The organism is Catenulispora yoronensis (assembly GCF_039531695.1).
In the GTDB taxonomy this organism is placed as follows: Bacteria; Actinomycetota; Actinomycetes; order Streptomycetales; family Catenulisporaceae; genus Catenulispora; species Catenulispora yoronensis.
The window spans coordinates 386,241-405,568 of the sequence record NZ_BAAAQN010000001.1 but is presented as its reverse complement, the minus strand read 5'-3'; the positions used below and the strand labels follow the sequence as shown (position 1 = coordinate 405,568).

Genomic DNA, 19,328 nt, shown 5'->3' with positions numbered 1-19,328 from the left:
CTTCGGAGCTGTTGGGGTTGAAGCGTTGCAGGGCGGCGGTGTCGCAGCCGTTCTGTTGCATCCACAGGAAGTGGGTGTCGACGGTCTGCTGGTCGTAGGAGGAGAACAGGGTCGCCGGCTGGCCGTTTCCGAGGTTGGAGTACGCGGTCTGATACGTGCGGGTGTACTCGCGCATGTCGGGCCAGGCTTTGATGGCGTTGTTGCTCGGCGAGGGGGTCTGGCCCCAGTTCTGGGCCCAGTGCCACCAGCCGTTGATCGGCGCGCCGTCACCGGCACAGGCGAACCACCCCTGATACCCGACGGTGATCTTCCCGACCACGTCGCCGGGCGGCGAGGCGGCGTCGGCGGGCGCCGCGCCGAACGTGACTCCGGCCGCCGTGCCCACGGCGGCGGTGGCGGCGGTGGACAGGAAGGTTCTGCGGGAGATGCTCACGGTGGGGTTCCTTAGCGTCGGGATCGCGGCCGGACGCAGCGCGACGTGGGAACCCTTCCAAGGTGGATCACATCTTGATTCCGGGAACCGACACCGCCCTGGCGGACGAGCGTGAACGAATGACTGGCCGGACCTGTGTGTGGGGGTGTCCGTCCGTTGAGGCGACCAAGGCGGAACTCTTATTTCGGGCCTTAGTTCACGACAGGATTGAACTCCCGGGACGACTTCCGGTCAAGGTTCCATACCAAGTTTTGGTCTGGACCATTGTTAAAGGTCTAAACCAGAACAATGATCACCGTGGGCTGCGAGCACAGGCCGGGCCCGTGCGGGGGACCAAGTTGAGTAGTCGCTACTCAAGCCCGTGAGGGCTGCCGGACAGTTCCATAAGAACATGCGAACCCTGACTTCCTTCCTGGCAGCCGTCACCGCCATCGCGGCGGTCGCGGCCCTCACCGCCTGCGCCAGCTCGACGGACTCCGCGAACCCGGCGCCGGCCGCTTCCTCGCGAGCCACGTCGGGGTCGACGAGCGCCGCCGCCGCCACATCGTCCGCGTCGGGATCCGCGACCTCCGCCGCGCAGGCGTCGTCAGCCTCCACGAGCATGGCCGCTCCCGTGTCGTTCCCGGCCGCCACCGGCGCCTGCAAGCTGGTCACCCCGCAGGAGATCCAGCAGACCGTCGGCGTCCGGCTCATCAGCATGGAGCAGCACACCTTCGGCAACGAGGACAAGTGCGTCTACGGCGTGACGAAGCAAGGCACGATGACCCTGGGCGTCGAAGTGATCCGCAAGTCCGGCGGCGTCGCCATCGTGAACGACCAGTACGGCAAGTTCGTCGACTTCCCCGGCCACAAAGCCGTCTGGTACGGCGCCATGCTCTACATCGCGGTCGGCAACGACGCCCTGGAGGTCGACCTCACCGGCGCCAACGGCCACCAGAGCGAAACCATCGCCGCCGCGGTCGCGCAGACGGCACTGAGCCGGATGTGAGTACCGCGACGACGATGGCCTAACGCCTAATCGGAGACGGAAACACTCAGGTCGATGTCCCACGCGGCGTCGGCGACCTCGAAATGCACCGAGCCACGCAGAGCGGTGACGAGTTCGCGCCAGGCCTCGTCGCGGTTGCCCTGACCGATGACGATCTTCGCGAGCTGCCCGGAGACGAGGCCACCTGCCAGGTCGCCACGGTCGGCCAACGTCAGCGCCGCGCTCAGCAATCGGGCCGGCGGCTGGGTGCCGAGGTGGGGGCAGATCCGCTCGCGCAATCTGTGTTCGGACATGCCTGCCAGGTAGGGCCGGTTCGTCAGCAGGTCCGCGTACGCGATCAGGCGGTCGTCGAGGTCGTCGGTCGACAGATCCACGAGGGCCAGTGCCAGATGGAGGGCGAGGCGTGCGTGCCGAGGAGTGGAGGTCAGGGCGGCGAGGGAGCGTTCGACGAGGACCAGTGACCATGGCTCAGGGGTCTGATAGCGGCCGCGGAGGCTGGCGATGGCCGCGGTGAGTGTTGTGGCGTGCTTGCCTTGTGCCGGGTCGTCCGCGAGTCGTCGCACCAGGTTCGGGGCCTGGTCGGTGCCGGATCCCGTGGTGATCAGGGCCTGAATGAGCGCCGAGGCCAGCTCCGCCTCGTCGGGATCGGGACCGAACAGGGTGTCGACGAGGTCTTCGAATCCGCCCGAATACCACGGGGCCCAGACCCGGAACGCCTTCAGCCCCCGGAACCGCACGCCGCCGTCGTCCGAGGCCGGCAGCAGGTTCCGGATCAGGGCCGCGTAGACGGCGCGTGCCTCCGGCGGATACTGGCGTGGATGCGGCTGAAAGAGCGTGCGGATCAACGCCTCGCTCATTCCCGGTGCGACGGACGCGGCGACGGCGTCCAGTGCCCGCGGATCCTCGGTGGCGCCGCGCAGCACGACCGCGATCGCCACTCGCACGTCCCGGTGCGTGTCAGGCTGCTGCCAGGCTCGGAGCAGCACGTCCAGGTGGCCGGGGATCCGGTTGCGGCGCAGCTGGCGGACCACCTGCTTCCGCAGTGAGATCTTGCTGTCCGGGGCGACGAGAGCCGAGGTGAGCGCCGGCCCGAGGACGGAGGGGCGGACTCGTGCGCAGCACTCCGTGAGCGCCGCGACCGCCTCCGGCGACTGCGGGCCGTTGGCCTCGGCCAACAGGCGGGACAGCGCGGATTCCGCCGACTCGGGGGAGCGCGACGCCGCCGCGGCTTCGGGCGCCTCGGGCGCTTCGGACGGTTCGGCCTGATCGGTCCGTCCGGCAGCCGCTGGAAGCTCCGGACAGTTCCCGGCCCGCCGCCCCAGCGCCCGTCGCAGATCCCTGACCACCGCGTCGTCGTCCAGCCACGGCCGCAGCAACGCGACCAACTCGCGTTCCTGTCCCGGACGCAGTGCCAGGTCCAGTCGCCAGTCGGTCATCTGCGGGGTCACGTGAATGTACCGGTTCCGGCGCCGTCTCCGCGCAGGCGGCACCGCGTCCGGCGCCTCGGGCTCCGGAACGGCCAGCCCCGCCGCGCCGAACCGGGCGACGAGCCGCCGGTACACGTCCAGTGCCCAGGCCACCAGCCCCGGCGAGGTCTGGTGCCGCAGTGTCCGCCTGGCCAGGACCCTGAGATGGAACCGCGTCGAGTCCGACGTGTCCCGCGCCTCGGTCACGACTGCCGTCAGCCGGTCCAGGACCGGTACCCACGTGTCGTCGAACACTGCGATCGGAAGCGCGCCGAGCGAATCCAGGAAGCTCCCCCGCACCGGATCCTGCTCGTTCAGCACGCGCGGCGCCAGCGCCTCGACCTGCCGCAGCACCTCCCCCGCGTCGCCGGTCCGGGCCGCGCACCGCAGCAGCAGCGCCCGGGCGCCCACCCGCACCGTCGGCGTGCCCGCCGCCGCGCCCTCGGTCAGCACTTCGACCGCCTCGGCATACGGCAGATACGACGCCAACTGCAGTTCGGCCACCTCGGCCTGCGACCGCCCCCGCGTCGCGTGCCACTGCGGCCGATGCCACTCCAGCATCCGCCGGGCCTCGGCCTCGGCCCGCGCCCTGGGCAGCTCGTCGAGCAGCGGTTCGGCCCACATCGGAGCGAGCCCCGGGGCGGCCGCGGCGAAGGTGTCGACCAGGGCTTCGCGCCGGTTCGGCGGCAGGTATCTCAGCACCGCCGACAGCGTGTAGAGGTCGCCGTCCACGGTAGCGATGATCGCCGCATCGTCCAGCTCGGCGACGGCGCGGAAGTAGCGCTGCTGGTTCTTCAGCCGGCCGTCGCCGCGCACCACGGGCCAAGCGCCGATCGGATCGGCCTTCGTCAGCGCCGTCATGGCGTGGGCCGGGAGCTGCTGCCCGTAGCGAGTGTTCTGCTTCTTCAGCAGGGCGATTGTCCGCGTCGGCAGGGACTCGGCGAGGATCGCGACGGCGTCCCCCCACCGTTTCCAGAACGCGTATCCGAGCACTTCGAGCGCCGGGTCACCGCTGTCCAGGTGCGCCATCACGGCTTCGGGATGCCGCCGGGCCAACGCGGTCCACGAGCCCACCGCGTGCGCCAGCTCCGGCAGCTGTTTCGCCGCCACGTCGGCCGAGCACGCCGCCAGCAGCAACGCGGCCTCGCCGTCACCCCACTGTCGCCGCACCGACGGCAGCAACCGGTCCGCCAACGCGGTCCGCCGCGCGTGGAACAGGGTTCGATAAAAGGCCCGGCGCAGTTCCAGCGACGCGTCCGTCAGGACGGCCGCCGCCGCGTCGTCCGCCACCGGAAGCGTCCTGACCGCTCGCAGCGCGGCCCGCCGGAGTGCGAGGTCCTCGCCTCGCAAGGCTTCCTCGATGACCGGGAAGTCCCGATCGACCATCGCCTGATGCAGCGCCGCCCGGCGCTCTGTCTCGATCATGCGCCGACGGTGCCGTCGTCCTTCCGCGTGTTCATGGTCGCGATGCTCGCAGCCGGGTCGCACGCGACGCAACGCAATTGCCGCCCGGGACATGTCAGAGGCCTCAATCCGGCCCGTCGGATTGAGGCGCTGAACAGGTGTTTCGGTCTGCTTCTGTTTTGCGGCCTGCGGAAGTTTGCAAAGGTTACGGAAGATCCAGCGAGATCTGGGAAGTCCGGGAAAGGTCAGCTACCGTCCGCGTCCTCCAGCGAGGTCCGGCCGATCATCCCGGCCGTGAGGGTGTCGCCGTGCGCTTCGTCGATCAGCAGGAACGCTCCGCAGTAGCGGTTGACGGCGTAGTCGTCGGCGACGATCGGCGCCGCCGTCCGCAGCATCACGCGGGCTATGTCGTTGACCCGGAGTCGGTCCGGATACGGGCTCCTTTCCAAAGTGGTGATGTCCAAGCGATAACTGAGCTCTGTGACGACGGCCTTCACCGTTCGGGTCGTATGCCGGAGCAGGACCCGGTCGCCGACGCACAGCGGACGGTCCGAGAGGTGGCAGACCATGGCGGTCACGTCCCGGGTGGCTGCCGGGGCCGAGACGGTGGCCGCCATGAGGTCGCCCCGGGCCACGTCGATGTCGTCCGTGAGGCGGACCGCCACGGATTGCGGAGCGAACGCCTCCTCGACCGGCTCGCCGTTCACGTCGATCGCGGAGATCGTCGAGCGCTGGTCCGAGGGCAGCAGCGCCACCTTGTCGCCCGGCCGCAGGACTCCGGACACCAGCTGCCCGGCGTAGCCGCGATAGTTGTGCTCCGCGGACCGGATCACGTACTGGACCGGGAAGCGGACCGGCTCGGCCGCCGGGTCGTCGGCCACCGGGACGGCTTCGAGGTGGTCGAGCAGTGTAGGACCCTGATACCAGTCCATCGCCGTCGAGCGCTCGACGACGTTGTCGCCGCGCAGCGCGCTGATCGGGATCACGGTCAGCGACTCGATGCCCAGCCGGGTGGCGTGCGCCGAGAGCCGGCTCGCGACGTAGGCGAAGATCTCCTCGTCGAAGCCGACCAGGTCCATCTTGTTGACCAGGAAGACCGTGTAGGGGACCCGCAGCAGGGCCGCGATCGCCAGATGCCGGCGGGTCTGCTCGACCACGCCGTGGCGGGCGTCGATCAGCAGGGCCGCCAGCCGGGCGGTGGAGGCGCCGGTGACCATGTTGCGGGTGTACTGCACGTGTCCCGGGGTGTCGGCCAGGATGTAGCGGCGCGTGGGGGTGGCGAAGTAGCGGTAGGCGACATCGATGGTGATGCCCTGTTCGCGCTCGGCCCGCAGGCCGTCGGTGAGCAGCGCCAGGTCGGCCGCGGCCAGTCCGCGGTCGTGGGAGGCCCGCTCCACCGCCGCCAGCTGGTCGGGCAACACGGCGTCCAGATCGTGCAGCAGGCGGCCGACCAGCGTCGACTTGCCGTCGTCGACGCTGCCCGCGGTCGCGATCCGCAACAGCGCCCTGGTCCCGCTCCCGGACCCGGGCGGATCCGGCTCGAACCGCCCGCCCTCGGCCGGCTGGCGCCCGGTGCGCGGTGTCGTCGACGGTGCCATCAGAAGTAGCCCTCTCGTTTGCGGTCTTCCATCGCCGCTTCCGACAGCCGGTCGTCGGCCCGGCTCGCTCCCCGCTCGGTGAGGCGCGAGGCGGCGATCTCGGCGATCACTTCGGCGACGGTGCCGGCGTGCGAGTCGACCGCGGCGGTGCAGGACATGTCGCCGACGGTGCGGTAGCGCACCGTCCTGGTCTCGTTCCGCTCCCCGGCGCGGGCGCCGCCCCAGGCCCCCGGGGCCAGCCACATGCCGTCCCGGAGGAAGACCTCGCGGGTGTGGGAGAAGTAGATGGACGGCAGTTCGATCCGCTCCTGCCGGATGTAGGCCCAGACGTCGAGCTCGGTCCAGTTCGACAGCGGGAACACGCGCACGTGCTCGCCGACCCGGTGGCGCCCGTTGTAGAGCTGCCACAACTCGGGGCGCTGGCGCCGCGGATCCCACTGGCCGAACTCGTCGCGCAGCGAGAACACCCGCTCCTTGGCCCGGGCCTTCTCCTCGTCCCGGCGCCCGCCGCCGAACACCGCGTCGAAGCGGTGGGTCCGGATCGCGGCCAGCAGCGGCACGGTCTGCAGCGGGTTGCGGGTGCCGTCGGCCCGCTCGGACAGCCGGCCGTCGTCGATGAACTCCTGGACCGAGGCGACGTGCAGCCGGATCCCGTCCAGCGCGGCGATCCGGTCGCGGTAGGCCAGCACCTCGTCGAAGTTGTGGCCGGTGTCGACGTGCAGCAGCGGGAACGGCAGGCCGCCCGGGGCGAACGCCTTGGCGGCCAGGTGCAGCATGACGATGGAGTCCTTGCCGCCGGAGAACAGCAGCACCGGGCGGTCGAACTCGGCCGCCACCTCGCGGAAGATGTGCAGCGCCTCGGCCTCCAGGACATCGAGGTACGGCAGGGTGTGGCTCGGCCCCATACGCTCACCTGCTTTCCCGTCAGGAATCGAACTCGAAAAGGTCACCCCTGATCGGTGATACCGCGCAGTAGCGGTCACGTCAGGAGCATGATGAGTTTATTTGACGAACCCTTTACCGAGCGGCGTCCCGCCGGCTACGGAAACCAGACTTGTCAGGAACTCGCCAATTGCCCGCCGAGGTTTTCAGAAATCCCGGATGCAAGTCTCTGACCTGCGTGCGCTTCCGATAGCAGGGAGCTGGGAGCCTCGCAGTACACGGTGCCGGGGCGGACAGCCCGCCTTGACGCCGGAAATGGCCGAGCGTACTTTCCGGATCGTTCGCCCTCACGCTTATTGGTGATCACCGAAGAGGCCCGGCAGCCTATTCAGCGCATCGCCCGGCCATTGTGCCGCCCTCCCATTTCTTTCTTTCGAAGGGTGTCAGTCATCATGCGTGTCCTCATTCTCGGCGGCGATGGTTTCTGCGGCTGGCCGACGTCCTTGCACCTGTCCGATCTGGGCCACGACGTCACCATCGTCGACAACCAGAGCCGGCGGCGGATCGACCTGGAGCTGGAGGTGGAGTCCCTGACCCCGATCCGGTCGCCCGGCGTGCGGATCCGCGCCTGGCGCGAGGTGTCCGGGCGGGACATCGGCTTCGTCCGGCTGGACCTGGCCGCCGAGTACGACCGGCTGGTCGCCCTGCTCCAGGAGCTGCGCCCGGACGCGATCGTGCACTTCGCCGAGCAGCGGGCCGCGCCGTACTCGATGCGGTCGGCGGCGGCCAAGCGCTACACCGTGGACAACAACGTCCGGGCCACCCACAACCTGCTCGCGGCGCTGGTGACGACCGGGATCGACGCGGCGCTGGTGCACCTGGGCACGATGGGCGTGTACGGGTACGGATGGTCCGGGTCGGCGCCGATCCCCGAGGGCTACCTGACGGTCAAGGTGCCGACCCCGGACGGCGACCTGGAGCGGGAGATCCTGCACCCGGCCAACGCCGGCTCGGTCTACCACATGACCAAGACCCTCGACCAGCTGATGTTCGCCTTCTACGCCGCCAACGACCGGCTCCGGATCACCGACCTGCACCAGGGCATCGTCTGGGGGACCCAGACCCCGCAGACGGTCCGGGACGAGCGCCTGGTCAACCGGTTCGACTACGACGGCGACTACGGCACCGTCCTGAACCGCTTCCTGATGCAGGCGGCCATCGGCCATCCGCTGACGGTGCACGGCACCGGCGGCCAGACCCGGGCCTTCATCCACATCCGGGACACCGTCCGCTGCGTGGAGATCGCGCTGGCCAACCCGCCGGCCGCCGGCGCCAAGCCGGCCATCTTCAACCAGGTCACCGAGAGCCACCGGGTCTACGACCTGGCCAAGCTGGTCAGCGACCGGACCGGGGTGGAGGTGGTGCACCTGCCGAACCCGCGCCTGGAGGCGGTGGAGAACGACCTGGTGGTCCGCAACGAGCAGTTCCTCGCCCTGGGCCTGCGGCCCACGACCCTGTCCGAGGGCCTGCTCGCCGAGTGCACCGACATCGCCACCCGGTACCGGCACCGGGTGGACCTGTCCAAGATCGTCGCCCGCTCGGTGTGGCAGGCCGGGATGGAGACCGCGCAGGACCTGATGACCGACCTGCCGGACGGCCCGGACCCGCTGGTGCCGACCGTCGCAGCTTCCTGACCGCACCCCGATCACCCGCCGATCGCACCCTGATCACATCGCACCCGGAGGACACACCATGGCGAAACGGGCCCGTACGCGGGGCATGAACGCGGCCCTGGACAGCGGCGAGGCCGGCGTCGGGGAGATGAAGCCGGCCCACGCGCCGATGCGGCCCCGCCAGCTGGCGGTCGCGTCCGTCGTGGCGCTGACCGGATCCGGTCTGGGCCTGGCCACCTATCACCGGGTGGCCGCCAAGACGCCGACGTTCAGCGGGCAGGCCACCCCCGCCCACACCTTCTACCTCAACTTCCCGACCGCCGGGACGGTGCAGACGCTCACCGTCAAACCCGGCCAGACCGTGCACGCCGGGCAGGTGCTCGCCACCATGGACGGCGGCGTCGCGGCGGCGAACCTCGCCGCCGCCCAGGCCGCCGTCGACGCCGACACCGCGACGGTCGCCGCCGACGAGTCGCCGCAGGCCGGAGCCGCGCAGGCGGCGCAGGACAAGCTGAGCGTCACCCAGGCCGGCGCCGCGACCGACTCGGCGAAGAACGCGCTGCTGCTGACCCAGAACAACGACCAGCACACGATCGCCGCGCAGACCGTCGTGGTCACCGGTGCCCAGAACGCTTATAACGCCGACAGCTCCGACTACGCGCAGCAGTGCGCTTCCTCGACCGGGAAATCACCGACGACCGCGGCCACCCCCACCGCTACCCCCACCCCCGCGCCCTCGACCTCCAGCACCACGCAGTTGCAGTTCTGCCAGAACCTGAAATCGAAGGTGGGCCACGACGCCACCGACCTGTCCATGGCCCAGGCGGAGCTGGCCAGGCTCCAGTCCACGGCGAAGCTGGACGAGGCCCAAGCCCTGGACGACGTGACCCAGCGCCAGGCGGTCCTCACCGCCGCCCAGCAGAAGGTGACCGCGGCCACCGCGCCGCTGACCGCGGCGACCATCGCCGCGGACAAGGCCCGGCTGACCGACGCGCAGGCCCAGGTCGCCACCTACCAGCAGGCGGTGCGGAACGCGACGCTGATCGCGCCGGCCGACGGCGTGGTGGCCGCCGTCGCCGGCGCGGTCGGCGACCTGGCCGGGCCCGAGGGCGTGCACACCTACGGCGGCCCGGCGGCCCAGGCCGGGACCCAGGCCGATCAGCAGCCCGGCTTCCAGCTGTTCGTGCCGAACTCCGGCGGCACCGGCGGGTCCGGGCCGGCCTCCGTCTACCAGCCGCTGCTCACCCTGTACGCCGGCCCGATGACCGTCGTCGCGCAGATCCCGGAACAGAACATGGCCGCCGTGCACGCCGGGGCGCGCACCCGGCTGGACGTCACGGCGACCGGGACCGCGGCCGTCGGCACGGTCGGCGAGGTCACGCTCGACCCCGCCCGCGTCCCCGGCACCACGACGTACTACGACGTCCGGATCGCCGTGGACTCGCCCCCGCCGGAACTGCTGGCCGGGATGACCGTGGAGGTCAGCCTCTTCTGATGTCCGATCCGATATACAACCGCCAGGGCCTGGCCCTGCTCGTCATCGACCTGATCGTCCTGGTGGCGGTGATCTGGCAGCCGCTCTCCCGCCGCCACGACGACTCCGACCACGGCACCGACCGGCTGGTGCGGCTGCCGCCCTTCCGCAAGCCCTCCCTGCGGCGGCTGTTCGCCTTCCTGGCCGTCGGGCTGACGGTGAGCACCGGCATCATCGGGTGGCACGACTTCCAGCTGCTGCGCGTCTACCAGGTGTTCGTGGCCGACGTGATCAGCACGGTCGACCGCGACCCGGCCGCCGTCGACTACGCGAAACAGGTCGCCCCGCTGGTCCCGGCCGCCGTCGTCGGCTACCTGCTCACCCTGGCGGTCGTGCTGCCGGCGACGCTCGGCCGGCGGGTCATGATCCTGCTGCACGCGCCGCTGTTCGTCGCGGTCTCGGTCGTCGCCACCTGCCTGGTCGGCCTGGCCGGGACCGCCGCCGGCGTCCCGGCGGGGCTGGTCCCGATCGCCACCATCTACTTCCAGTACGTGCTCGGCTTCATGATGATCTTCCGGCTGTCGTTCACCACCTACGCCCTGCCGCGGACCACCGGCCAGCCGATCCTGCGGCGGGGCGACTGGCACGACAACCTGACCCTGCTGTGCTGCCTGATCGGCGCCACCGGCGGCATCGGGACCCTCGCCCTGGTGCTGATCGGGGCCGCCGGCGACCATCCGGTGGCCGTGTTCCTGATCATCGTGTGCCTGCGGACCGCCATCTCCGACGTCGTCTTCATCCTGCTCGGCGTCGTGAAATGGGCCGGCGGTCGGCGGCCGCAGCCCGGCCCCGAGCGGCCGGCGCTGGACGTCATCATCCCGGCCTACAACGAGGCGGTCGGGATCGAGCGGCTGCTGCGCTCGATCGACCGCGCCGCGCAGGCCTACGGCGGCCCGGTCCGGGTCGTCCTGTGCGACGACGGCTCCACCGACGAGACCAGCGAGCTGGCGCTGGCCGCGATGGCCGCCTACCGCTTCGCCACCGGGGAGGTGATCCAGGGCAGCCACGGCGGCAAGGCCAAGGCGCTCAACCTGGCGCTCGCGCGCTGCACCGCGGACTACGTCTACCGGCTCGACGCCGACTGCGCGATCGACGCCGACGCCTTCGTCTACAGCATCCCGTACTTCCTCAACGACTCGCGGGTCGGCGTGGTCGGCGCGTTGACGATCCCCAAGGAGCCCTACCACACCTGGATCGACCGGATGCGGGCGATCGAGCAGATCTTCAACTTCGGGTTCTCCCAAGTGATGCTGTCGCAGGTCGACGCGGTGCCCTGCATCCTGGGCAGCTTCACCGCGTTCCGGCGCGCGGCGGGCGTGGAGCTCGGCGGGTTCGTCAGCGGCATGTTCGGCGAGGACGCCGAGTTCACCTGCGCCCTCGGACGGCGCGGCTGGCGGGCGGCGCTCGACCCGCGCATCGTGTCCTACGAGGACGTCCCGCCGACCATCAAGGATCTGCGGGTGCAGCGGTTCCGCTGGGGGATGGGCGGGCTGATGGTCTTCGGCCGGTTCACCCCGTTCGGCAACGGCGCCCCCGGCCCGCGGTTCTGGTATCAGCTCCCCAAGAGCGCCGGCTTCAGGCTGTTCTCCTCAGCCCACTTCTTCATCCTGATGCTCGCCCTCCAATACGCCACGATCGCGCCCGGCATCCGGCACGACATCGGGAAGTTCGCGATCCTGCTGCTGATCTCCTTCATCCCGGGCCTGGCGCCCCGGCTGCTGATCCTGTTCCACTACCGGCGGCTGGACATCCTGCCGTGGAGCCCGCTGTGGCTGCTGTTCGCGATCCTGAAACGGGTGTTCCTGCTGGAGGCGATCCTGGCCTGCGGGGTCCGCCCGGTGCGGCCGCCGCGGGCGCTCCGGGCCCGCCGTCCGGCCCGGAGCACGCGGAGCGCTCGGAGCCGGAGCACGCGGAGCCAGAGCACGCGGAGCACCCGGGCGCGGCCCGGCGTCCACTTCCCGGCGGCCGGCTCAACCGATCCCCGGGTCGCGGGCGAGGGTGGCCAGAACGGATAGCGCGACCTGTGGGAAGGGCCCGACGCAGGTCGGACAGTACTGCGATCGGGCCGGATCGTTGAGCCAGAAGCCGTCGACCGACGAGCGGACCGACCGGATCGCGGTGACGAGCGTCGCGGCGTCCACCCCGCGGCTGTCCGAGCTGGTGCTGATCCCGGCCAGCACCACGACCGCGGGATTGCTCTGCCGGGCCTGGGCCGCCGCGGCGACCACGAAGGCGCGGTAGGCGGCCAGGTTGGTCTCCGTGCCCTGCGCCTGGAGGTCGATGGCGTCGGCGACCCGCGCGATCGAGCCGATCAGGCCGGACGCCAGGAAGGCGCTGTAGCGGTCCTGGCCGGGCGATCCCGCCGCCAGGCTCACCCCCGGCGTGGCGACGAGCAGCAGGCTGTGCCGGTGCGCGAGCGTCGCCGCCAGCTGGTAGTAGCGGGCCGGATCGGCCTGCTCCCCGGCCGGGGTCAGCCACCAGCGCTCGTTGTCGTACAGCACCGCCCGGGCGTGCGGGTCCAAGGTCCCGTCCGTGACGGCGCGCTGCATGGTGGCGTAACTGGTGAAACTGGCGGTCGGCGTGCTGGTCCAGCCCCGGGGGATGGACCCGTAGTTCGACATCAGATACGCGTGCGGCGTGTCGAAGAACCGCGTCGTCACGGTGCCTTCGGCATCGGTCGCGCGCAGCTGGTTCAAGGTGGTGCCACCGACGATCCAATACAGGGCACCGCTGTGAGGTGACGGAGCGCTCGCCGTCGCCGTGGCGGCGGTCGGCGCGACCAGCAGGGGGGCCGGCGGGCCAGAGGTCCGGCCACGGGGCGTCCGCGTCGCCGGCGTCGCCTTGGCGGGCGTCGGCTGCGCGTGGACCGAAGGGGCCGAGGAGGCCCCCGAACAACCCGTGGCCGTCGCGAACACCAGGCTCACCGCCGCCAGACTCGCACGGCGCCTGGCGCTCGACGCGGACTCACCCCCGGCCCGCCGGTCCGCCCGCCTCACGGAACCATCGCGAACGAGCCGTTGGACAACGCCGTGGGCCGGTAGCCCCCGCTCGACAACCCGATCGGGTTGTAGCTGTCCAGGACCCGGCCGTTGACCGTGATGCCGCTGAACGAGCACGACGAGAAGCGCGGGTAGCTGTGGCTCGGCGACTCGATGATGGCCTCGGCGCTGACGTTCTGCGCGCCCAACTGCTTGGTGGTGCGGTAGCTCCAACCCTGGGTGTTGTCCTTGAGCGTCAGCGTGTAGCTGCCGTTGCCCGCGGTGGTGACCGTGCCGGTGAACGAATCGCCGGCGTGGACCGGATGGGTCGCGGTGGCCAGGTAGACCGGGTTCGCCGGGTACATCTCGTACCAGGCCCGGTACCGCGGCGAACCGCTCGCGCAGCTCACCTCCGCGCCGACCTGCTCGACGGTCGAGGACCCGTAGCCGTCGATCCCGACCCACGGCGCGAACAGGTTGCTGCTGCTGGTGCAGCTGACGGTGGGCTCGATCCAGGAGCCGACGATGCTGCGGAACCCGCTGCCGGTGGCGACGTAGCCGCCCCAGACGCTGTCGGCCAGCTGCCCGGAGACCGGCGCGTACCCGAGGGCGCGCCCGGCGCCCGCGGCGCCGGCCGAGACCGGGGCCGCACCGGCCGGTACGGCCAGGGCCGCGGCCGCGACCGCCTCGGCCAGCCGGGGCCCGCGCCGGCGCGGGCCGGCGGTGCTCGATGTCCTCATGCAAACTCCTTTGGCGGGGGGCGGGGTGTGCCGGGGAGCCGCCCGAGCGAAGCCGGGCACACCGGCCCGACCATTCACATCAGCATGCTGACGAAGCCGCGGCGCCGGCGAAAGACGTGGTCGTGGCGAGATCCGGACATGACGGAAACCGGTCGCCGTATTTGCCAATGTTCTGATTCAGAGGTATGCCATGGCTCAGCCCGTGACGGCGCGGAGCGGACCGGCACCGCACCGCTGTCGTCTGCCACCCGGAGCGACAAGAAGGTGAATCGGTGTTCGATCAACTGGAGAGCTGGAGGAGATCCGCGCACGACGTGGGTCCGACCCGAGAAGAGGAGGACGTCTATCTGGAGCTGTGCCGGCGCGGCACGGCGAGCATCGCCGAGCTGGCGGAGGCCCTGACCGTGCGGCCGGAGGAGGTGCTGCGGTCGCTGGCCGGCCTGCACGGCCGGCGGTTCGTGCGGATGTCGGACAGCGGCGCCCGCGCCGCCTGGTTCGCGACCGCCCCCGACGTGGCCCTGGAAGGGCTGCTCAGCGGGCGCGAACGCGCCGACCGCGACCTGCACGCGGAGATCACCCGGCTGCTGGACGGGTACCACCAGGAGCGCTGCCGCCGCGATCCCGGCCGCAGCGACCTGGTCGAGGTCGTCACCGGCCGCGAGGCCATCACCGAGGTCTGGCTCTCCCTGCTCGCCGGGGCCCGCCAGGAGGTCGCGGTGCTGGTCCAGGAGCCGTTCGTGCAGGACGACGTGATGAGCGCGGAGCTGGAGGTGCTGGGCCGCGGCGTCGCCTGGCGGTCGGTCTACGAGCGCGCCACCCTGCTGGAGCCGGAGAACCTGGCCCAGGTCCGGCTGCTCATGGCGGCCGGCGAGACCGCGGCCGTGGTCACCGACCTGCCGTTCAAGCTCGCCGTCGTCGACCGCCGCTGGGCGCTGATCCCCGTCGCCTCGGGCGCCGAGCTGGACGGGGCACTGGTCGTCCGGCCGTCCCCGATGCTCGACGCGCTGATGCAGACGCTGGAGACGCAATGGGCCCGCGCGATGCCGCTCCCGGGCAGCACGCATCGCGACCACCCGCGCGACCACCCCGGCGGCGACGCCGGCCCCGAGGCCGACGACCATCCGGAGGGCGGCCGCCGCCGGGACAGCCCGGAGCTGCTGACCATGCTGACCGCCGGCATGACCGACGACGCGATCGCCCGCCAGCTCCAGGTCTCGGCGCGCACCATCCAGCGCCGTGTCAGCGAGCTGATGAAGGAACTGGGCGCTCGCAACAGGTTCCAGGCCGGAGTGCAGGCGGTTCGGCGGGGATTGTTGTAGCGGGGACTGCTGGAGGCGGGTCCGGTCGGGTGTGACTTGACCTGACCGGACCTGACCGGACCTGACCGGACCGGACCGCAGCCGACGGGTCCGGGTCCGATTCCCTCAGGGGAGCCGGACCCGGACCTGGACTGCTCGGGGACCGGTGCTCCGTGCTCCCCGTCAGGATGCGGGCCCGAACCAAGTGCCCAGTGCTTTGCGCAACGCTTCCTGAGCGGCCCCCGTTTCGGACACAGGACTCTCCCCTCCAGCTGCCGCTCTCGTCAATCTGAATCGGCATCGGCATTGGGCGTCAATTTGGATTGACAGAAGACTCGATGTCAATCCAGACTGACAGACATGGAATCCGATGAGCTCGCCGAGCGCCTCCGCTCCCGGGACCCCGCGGTCGGCCTGCGCGCGGTCGGCGCTCTGCACCGCCTGGCCGAACAGGTGGAGGCGGCCGCGGTGGCCAGGGCCCGGGCCCAGGGCTGGTCCTGGGAGCAGATCGGCGACGCCCTGGGCGTGTCCCGGCAAGCCGCCCACACCAAGCACGGGAAATGAGACGGGAATGTTCGAACAGTTCGCATCCGGCGCCCGCACCGTCGTCACCGCGGCCCTCGACGAAGCCCGGCACCGCGGCGACCGCCGTGTCGGCACCGAACACCTTCTGCTCGGCGTGCTGCGCCTGCCGGACACCCCCGGCACCCAGGCGCTCGGCGTCGACCTCGCAACCGCCCGGGCCGCCCTCGACGCGCTCGACCGCGAGGCCTTGGCCGTGGTCGGCGTCGACGTGGCCGGCCTGGACCGCCCCCCGATCCCGGCCTCGCGCAAACGGACGCCCTTCACCTCGGCCGCCCGCGGCGTCATCCCGAGATCGCTCGTCGAGGCGCGCAAGAGCAGCAGCCGCCGCATTACCGCCGAACACCTGCTGTTGGCCATCCTGGAACGCGAGCAGCCAGACCCGGCGGCCGACCTGCTGGCGCACTTGGGCGTCGACCGGAAAGCCGTCACACAGCGGGTCCGGCAGGCGATCGCCTAGATGGTCCGGGGGCCGGGTATGTGGGGGGACCTGCCACGTCGCGCACGCTGGGTTGCCGCAGGGTACGTCGTGGGCTTCGCCGAGGGATTCTGCTCGCACGCGTACTCCCTGTGGACCGGAGGGATTCACGCTTACGGCCGTGACCCTGTCCTGATCCAGGTGCTGTTCCACGCGATGCTTGTCTTCGACGCGCTGGCCGTCGTGCTCATCATCCGCGCGAGCCCGGCGGGGCCGCCGCTGGCTGCCGCCGCGATGCTCGCCGACGCTTCCGCGAACTGGTGGACCCAGGCTCCGGATATGGCGCGTCATCCACTGCGCTACCTCGTCCCGTTCGGGTTGCTGCCGATCACGCTGTTCGGCGTGTTCGTACTGGTCACGGCGATACCGCTGTACCAGACGATCGCCGCGAGGCGGCCGGCTGCGGATCAGGCTTCGCGGCAGCTCGCCTAGGAGGCTGCGCCGAACGCGGCCAGGACCGGCTCCGGCGTCCGCTCGGGGAACCGCTGCTCCTGGAAGTCCAGGACGCCGACCCAGGTGGGCCGCAGGCCGATCCGCACCATGCGCAGGCCGGGCTTGTCGATCGCGGCGAGATAGGCGTCGCCTGCTTCCGGGCCCATCACAGAGCGCTGCGTCACGGCGTATTCGGGGAGCACGCCCTCGACTTCGGCGAGGGTGACCTGGCCCCGCAGCATGAGCACCTTCGGCGGGCCGTCGGCGGTGTCGACGCAGACCGCCACGTCCGGCCGGGCCCGCAGGTCGCGGATCTTGTAGGTGCCGGCGAACGCGGGGATGACCAGTTCGTCGCCGGTCCACAGGAAGTTCACCGGGATCAGGCGCGGAGTGCCGTCCTTGCCGGTGTAGGCCAGGCGTGCCAACGAGAGCGTGAGGAGGTGCTTGGCGGTGGACGTGTCGAGCAGCTTCAGGTCACCCTGCGACAGCATGGATATCGCTCCTAAAAACTAACTTAAAATCCTGGGTTCGGACTGTAGCAGGTATGCTGCTGTCATGAACACCGGCAAGCGCACCTACGCGAATCCCTGCGGCGTCGCCCGCGGCCTCGACGTCATCGGCGAACGCTGGGCGCTGCTGGTGGTGCGCGACCTGCTGCTCGGGCCCAAGCGCTTCAACGACCTGCTGGCCGGACTGCCCGGCGTCAGCCCGAACGTGCTGAGCCAGCGCCTGCGCGAGCTGGTCGACCAGGGCGTGGTGCGAAAGCGCGACCTGGGAGCGCCGACGCGCGTCCGGCTCTATGAGCTCAGTGAATGGGGAGCAGAGCTGGAGCCGCTGCTGTTGGAGCTCGGACGCTGGGGGAGCCGGGCTCCGGCCGAACCGCAGGGCCTGCTGGGCATCGACTCCTTGATACTGGGAGTCAAAGCCGGATTCGATCCGGCCCGCAGCGTCGCGCTGGAGGGCGTGTACGAGCTCGACATCGATGACGACACCTACGTCGCGAAGGTCGCCGACGGAAGGATCGAGGTGGCCCGCGTCGCTGCGGCGGGGCCGGTGGACGCGGCATTCGCGGCCGACCTGGCAACAATGCGAGCGGTGTGCGAGGGCGTCATCACGGTGGCGGAGGCCGTGGAGTCTGGCGCCGCACGGTCGACTGGCACAACCGACGCCCAGCAGCGCCTCGCCGATCTTCTGTGGCGTTCCGCCGCTGCGGCACCGAGCCGGCTTCCATAGCCCAGCGTGTCAGGGGGCGTTCAGTTCCTGGGCCAGTGCCAGGGAGATTGCTCGGTCTCAGGAGTGTTCGCGCTCGGTCTGCCCGAACGGCCGCGGCGGCTGACTCGGCGCAGCAGCGAATTCCTGCCACGGCTCGCCACGGGGCCGGGCACCTCGCCGAACATGGGGCCGGGCAGGCTTCCGGTCATCGGGCCCCGCATGACGCCCGGCATGACGCCCGGCGAGGTGCCCGGCAAAGCGCCCGGCGAGGCGTCGTCGGCCGACGGCTTGGCACTACGCGGTGCTCGCGCGGGTCTCCGGGTGGCGGGGGAGGGGATGGTCCTTCTGCGCCTCGGCCGTGGTGCGGGCTCCACTTGTTCCGGTGCCATGCCGCCGAAGTCGCCGGCGAAGGGAGCCGCCTGCTCGCCGGGTTCGGGGCCGTCCTCCCGGGCGAGATACCGCCACGCCAGCAGCGCCACCGCCACGGCGATGGTGATCCCCGTCTGGCTCTTGTACGCGGTCGTCGGGTACAACCGCATGAAGTCCCCGATCACCGCCATGCACGTCAGCCCGAACAGCGGGAAGTGGTCGCTCAGGAACATCACCACGGCCGCCGATATGGCCATGGCTTCCCACAGGTGCCGCGCGAAGAACTTGTCTCCGGTGGTGGAGTGCTCGTAAAAGCATATGAGGAAGCAGAGATACCCCAGCCTGGGCAGTGCCACCCGCAATACCTGGGACGTACTTGAGGCGACCGCCAATGCAGCGGTCGCGACCGCGATACCGATGCCGAAGTCCTGGGGGCTGGGCGCCACGATCTACTCGCTCCTAGAGTCGGCGTGCGCTGCTCCGGCCAAGAGCCGGGTGCGGTGGCGGACCCCCGTGGCACCAGTCACCTGAACCGAAGTGTCTCAGAGTTCTGATGACTTTGCATCCTCCGACGTCAGGCGGCTCCGGGTCCGGCGGCGACCCTCGCGCCCCGGGGTCCCGCCGGAGCCCGCGGCCTCGAATTCACCGAGAAGTCACCGCAACAGCACGGTGTTCCTGTGGCGCAGCACCCTGACGACCTCGTCGAAATAGCTCTCCCGCTCGTCCCGCCCCTCGCGCACATTCGCGAGCGCCGCGCGCGCTATGTCGGAGTCGTGCCAGACCAGAGTGAACGCCCGTGGGAAGGCCGGCCCACTGGTTCGGCTCTGCGGGAAGGCCCGCGGAGAAGATCTCCCAAATGGGCCGCGCGGCGGTCGGCGGCGCGAACAGGAAGTGCGGCAGGGTGATGTCGACCAGGGCCGCACCGAGCACCGACGGCCTGATCTCCTCGACCTCGGAGACGACGTCGAAGCTGTCCAGGACCCGGCCGGTCCGGTCCAGCGCCACCAGCTGGGTGTAGCTGCGCGGCGGAAGCGGGTGCGGTCCCCGGTAGGCGAGTTCGCACCCGATGAGCGTCAGCGGGTTGAGGCGAGATTCCCGCGTCGATGCCGGCGCCGATGACGACGTCGACGAGGGCCGGGTCATCAGCATTCTGCGACCGGCTGACAATGGCGACGTCGCTCAGGATCCACGAGTCCGCGTAGCCGGTCCCGGTGCGAGCCGCGATCGTCAGCCGGCCGTACTGCTTCTGCGTTCCGTCCAG

The 19,328-nt window shown here is 70.7% G+C and carries 16 protein-coding genes and 1 pseudogene; 9 read left to right on the top strand and 8 right to left on the bottom strand.

Annotated features, from left to right (window positions below):
• Positions 1-433 (bottom strand): annotated as a pseudogene (locus ABD481_RS01450) (discoidin domain-containing protein); the annotation flags it as partial.
• A 391-nt stretch (positions 434-824) separates the two neighbouring features.
• Between ABD481_RS01450 and ABD481_RS01445 the strand changes: the two are divergent.
• Positions 825-1,421 carry a hypothetical protein gene (locus ABD481_RS01445; RefSeq protein WP_344663612.1) on the top strand — a complete coding sequence of 199 codons (597 nt, stop codon included), beginning with the start codon at positions 825-827 and terminating at the stop codon, positions 1,419-1,421.
• 26 nt (positions 1,422-1,447) lie between these two features.
• Here ABD481_RS01445 and ABD481_RS01440 read toward each other — a convergent pair whose 3' ends face one another.
• The 3 genes from ABD481_RS01440 to cysD form a co-directional block, all read right to left on the bottom strand.
• Positions 1,448-4,312: a hypothetical protein gene (locus ABD481_RS01440; protein WP_344663611.1), complete on the bottom strand. Its 2,865-nt coding sequence runs from the start codon at positions 4,310-4,312 to the stop codon at positions 1,448-1,450.
• Between the two features lie 224 nt (positions 4,313-4,536).
• The gene (locus ABD481_RS01435; RefSeq protein WP_344663610.1) at positions 4,537-5,889 is read right to left on the bottom strand and encodes a sulfate adenylyltransferase subunit 1; all 1,353 of its coding nucleotides are present in this window, start codon (positions 5,887-5,889) and stop codon (positions 4,537-4,539) included.
• The gene (gene cysD / locus ABD481_RS01430) at positions 5,889-6,794 is read right to left on the bottom strand and encodes a sulfate adenylyltransferase subunit CysD (RefSeq protein ID WP_344663609.1); all 906 of its coding nucleotides are present in this window, start codon (positions 6,792-6,794) and stop codon (positions 5,889-5,891) included. Before cysD ends, ABD481_RS01435 begins: the two co-directional genes overlap by 1 nt.
• Positions 6,795-7,223: 429 nt before the next feature.
• On the opposite strand from cysD, the gene ABD481_RS01425 reads away from it, so the two are divergent.
• From ABD481_RS01425 to ABD481_RS01415, 3 genes are read left to right on the top strand one after another with little or no spacing between them, the layout of a single operon-like run.
• Entirely contained in the window at positions 7,224-8,465 is a 1,242-nt protein-coding gene (locus tag ABD481_RS01425; protein ID WP_344663608.1) for an NAD-dependent epimerase/dehydratase family protein, read from the top strand.
• 58 nt (positions 8,466-8,523) lie between these two features.
• A complete protein-coding gene (locus ABD481_RS01420; protein WP_344663607.1) occupies positions 8,524-9,939 on the top strand; it encodes an HlyD family secretion protein in 1,416 nt (471 codons plus the stop codon).
• A complete protein-coding gene (locus ABD481_RS01415; RefSeq protein WP_344663606.1) occupies positions 9,939-11,993 on the top strand; it encodes a glycosyltransferase family 2 protein in 2,055 nt (684 codons plus the stop codon). The genes ABD481_RS01420 and ABD481_RS01415 overlap by 1 nt, the downstream gene beginning before the upstream one ends.
• On the opposite strand, the gene ABD481_RS01410 is transcribed toward ABD481_RS01415, so the two are convergent.
• Together ABD481_RS01410 and ABD481_RS01405 are read right to left on the bottom strand one after the other, a co-directional pair.
• The gene (locus tag ABD481_RS01410; RefSeq protein WP_344663605.1) at positions 11,949-12,902 is read right to left on the bottom strand and encodes a hypothetical protein; all 954 of its coding nucleotides are present in this window, start codon (positions 12,900-12,902) and stop codon (positions 11,949-11,951) included. The genes ABD481_RS01415 and ABD481_RS01410 overlap by 45 nt on opposite strands.
• A gap of 68 nt (positions 12,903-12,970) precedes the next feature.
• Positions 12,971-13,696 carry a G1 family glutamic endopeptidase gene (locus tag ABD481_RS01405; RefSeq protein WP_344663604.1) on the bottom strand — a complete coding sequence of 242 codons (726 nt, stop codon included), beginning with the start codon at positions 13,694-13,696 and terminating at the stop codon, positions 12,971-12,973.
• A 272-nt stretch (positions 13,697-13,968) separates the two neighbouring features.
• On the opposite strand from ABD481_RS01405, the gene ABD481_RS01400 reads away from it, so the two are divergent.
• From ABD481_RS01400 to ABD481_RS01385, 4 genes are all read left to right on the top strand, one after another.
• Positions 13,969-15,015, top strand: a complete 1,047-nt coding sequence (locus ABD481_RS01400; RefSeq protein WP_344663603.1) for a LuxR C-terminal-related transcriptional regulator — start codon at positions 13,969-13,971, stop codon at positions 15,013-15,015.
• 339 nt (positions 15,016-15,354) lie between these two features.
• Positions 15,355-15,558: a helix-turn-helix domain-containing protein gene (locus ABD481_RS01395; RefSeq protein WP_344663602.1), complete on the top strand. Its 204-nt coding sequence runs from the start codon at positions 15,355-15,357 to the stop codon at positions 15,556-15,558.
• A gap of 7 nt (positions 15,559-15,565) precedes the next feature.
• Complete coding sequence (locus ABD481_RS01390) at positions 15,566-16,036, top strand: Clp protease N-terminal domain-containing protein (RefSeq protein ID WP_344663601.1); 471 nt, start codon at positions 15,566-15,568, stop codon at positions 16,034-16,036.
• A 69-nt stretch (positions 16,037-16,105) separates the two neighbouring features.
• Positions 16,106-16,486, top strand: a complete 381-nt coding sequence (locus tag ABD481_RS01385) for a hypothetical protein (RefSeq protein WP_344663600.1) — start codon at positions 16,106-16,108, stop codon at positions 16,484-16,486.
• Here the strand turns inward: ABD481_RS01385 and ABD481_RS01380 are convergent.
• The gene (locus ABD481_RS01380) at positions 16,483-16,977 is read right to left on the bottom strand and encodes a pyridoxamine 5'-phosphate oxidase family protein (RefSeq protein ID WP_344663599.1); all 495 of its coding nucleotides are present in this window, start codon (positions 16,975-16,977) and stop codon (positions 16,483-16,485) included. The two genes, ABD481_RS01385 and ABD481_RS01380, sit on opposite strands and share 4 nt — an antisense overlap.
• 64 nt (positions 16,978-17,041) lie before the next feature.
• On the opposite strand from ABD481_RS01380, the gene ABD481_RS01375 reads away from it, so the two are divergent.
• Positions 17,042-17,719 carry a winged helix-turn-helix transcriptional regulator gene (locus tag ABD481_RS01375; RefSeq protein WP_344663598.1) on the top strand — a complete coding sequence of 226 codons (678 nt, stop codon included), beginning with the start codon at positions 17,042-17,044 and terminating at the stop codon, positions 17,717-17,719.
• Between the two features lie 20 nt (positions 17,720-17,739).
• On the opposite strand, the gene ABD481_RS01370 is transcribed toward ABD481_RS01375, so the two are convergent.
• Entirely contained in the window at positions 17,740-18,513 is a 774-nt protein-coding gene (locus tag ABD481_RS01370; protein WP_344663597.1) for a hypothetical protein, read from the bottom strand.
• Positions 18,514-19,328 lie beyond the last annotated feature (815 nt).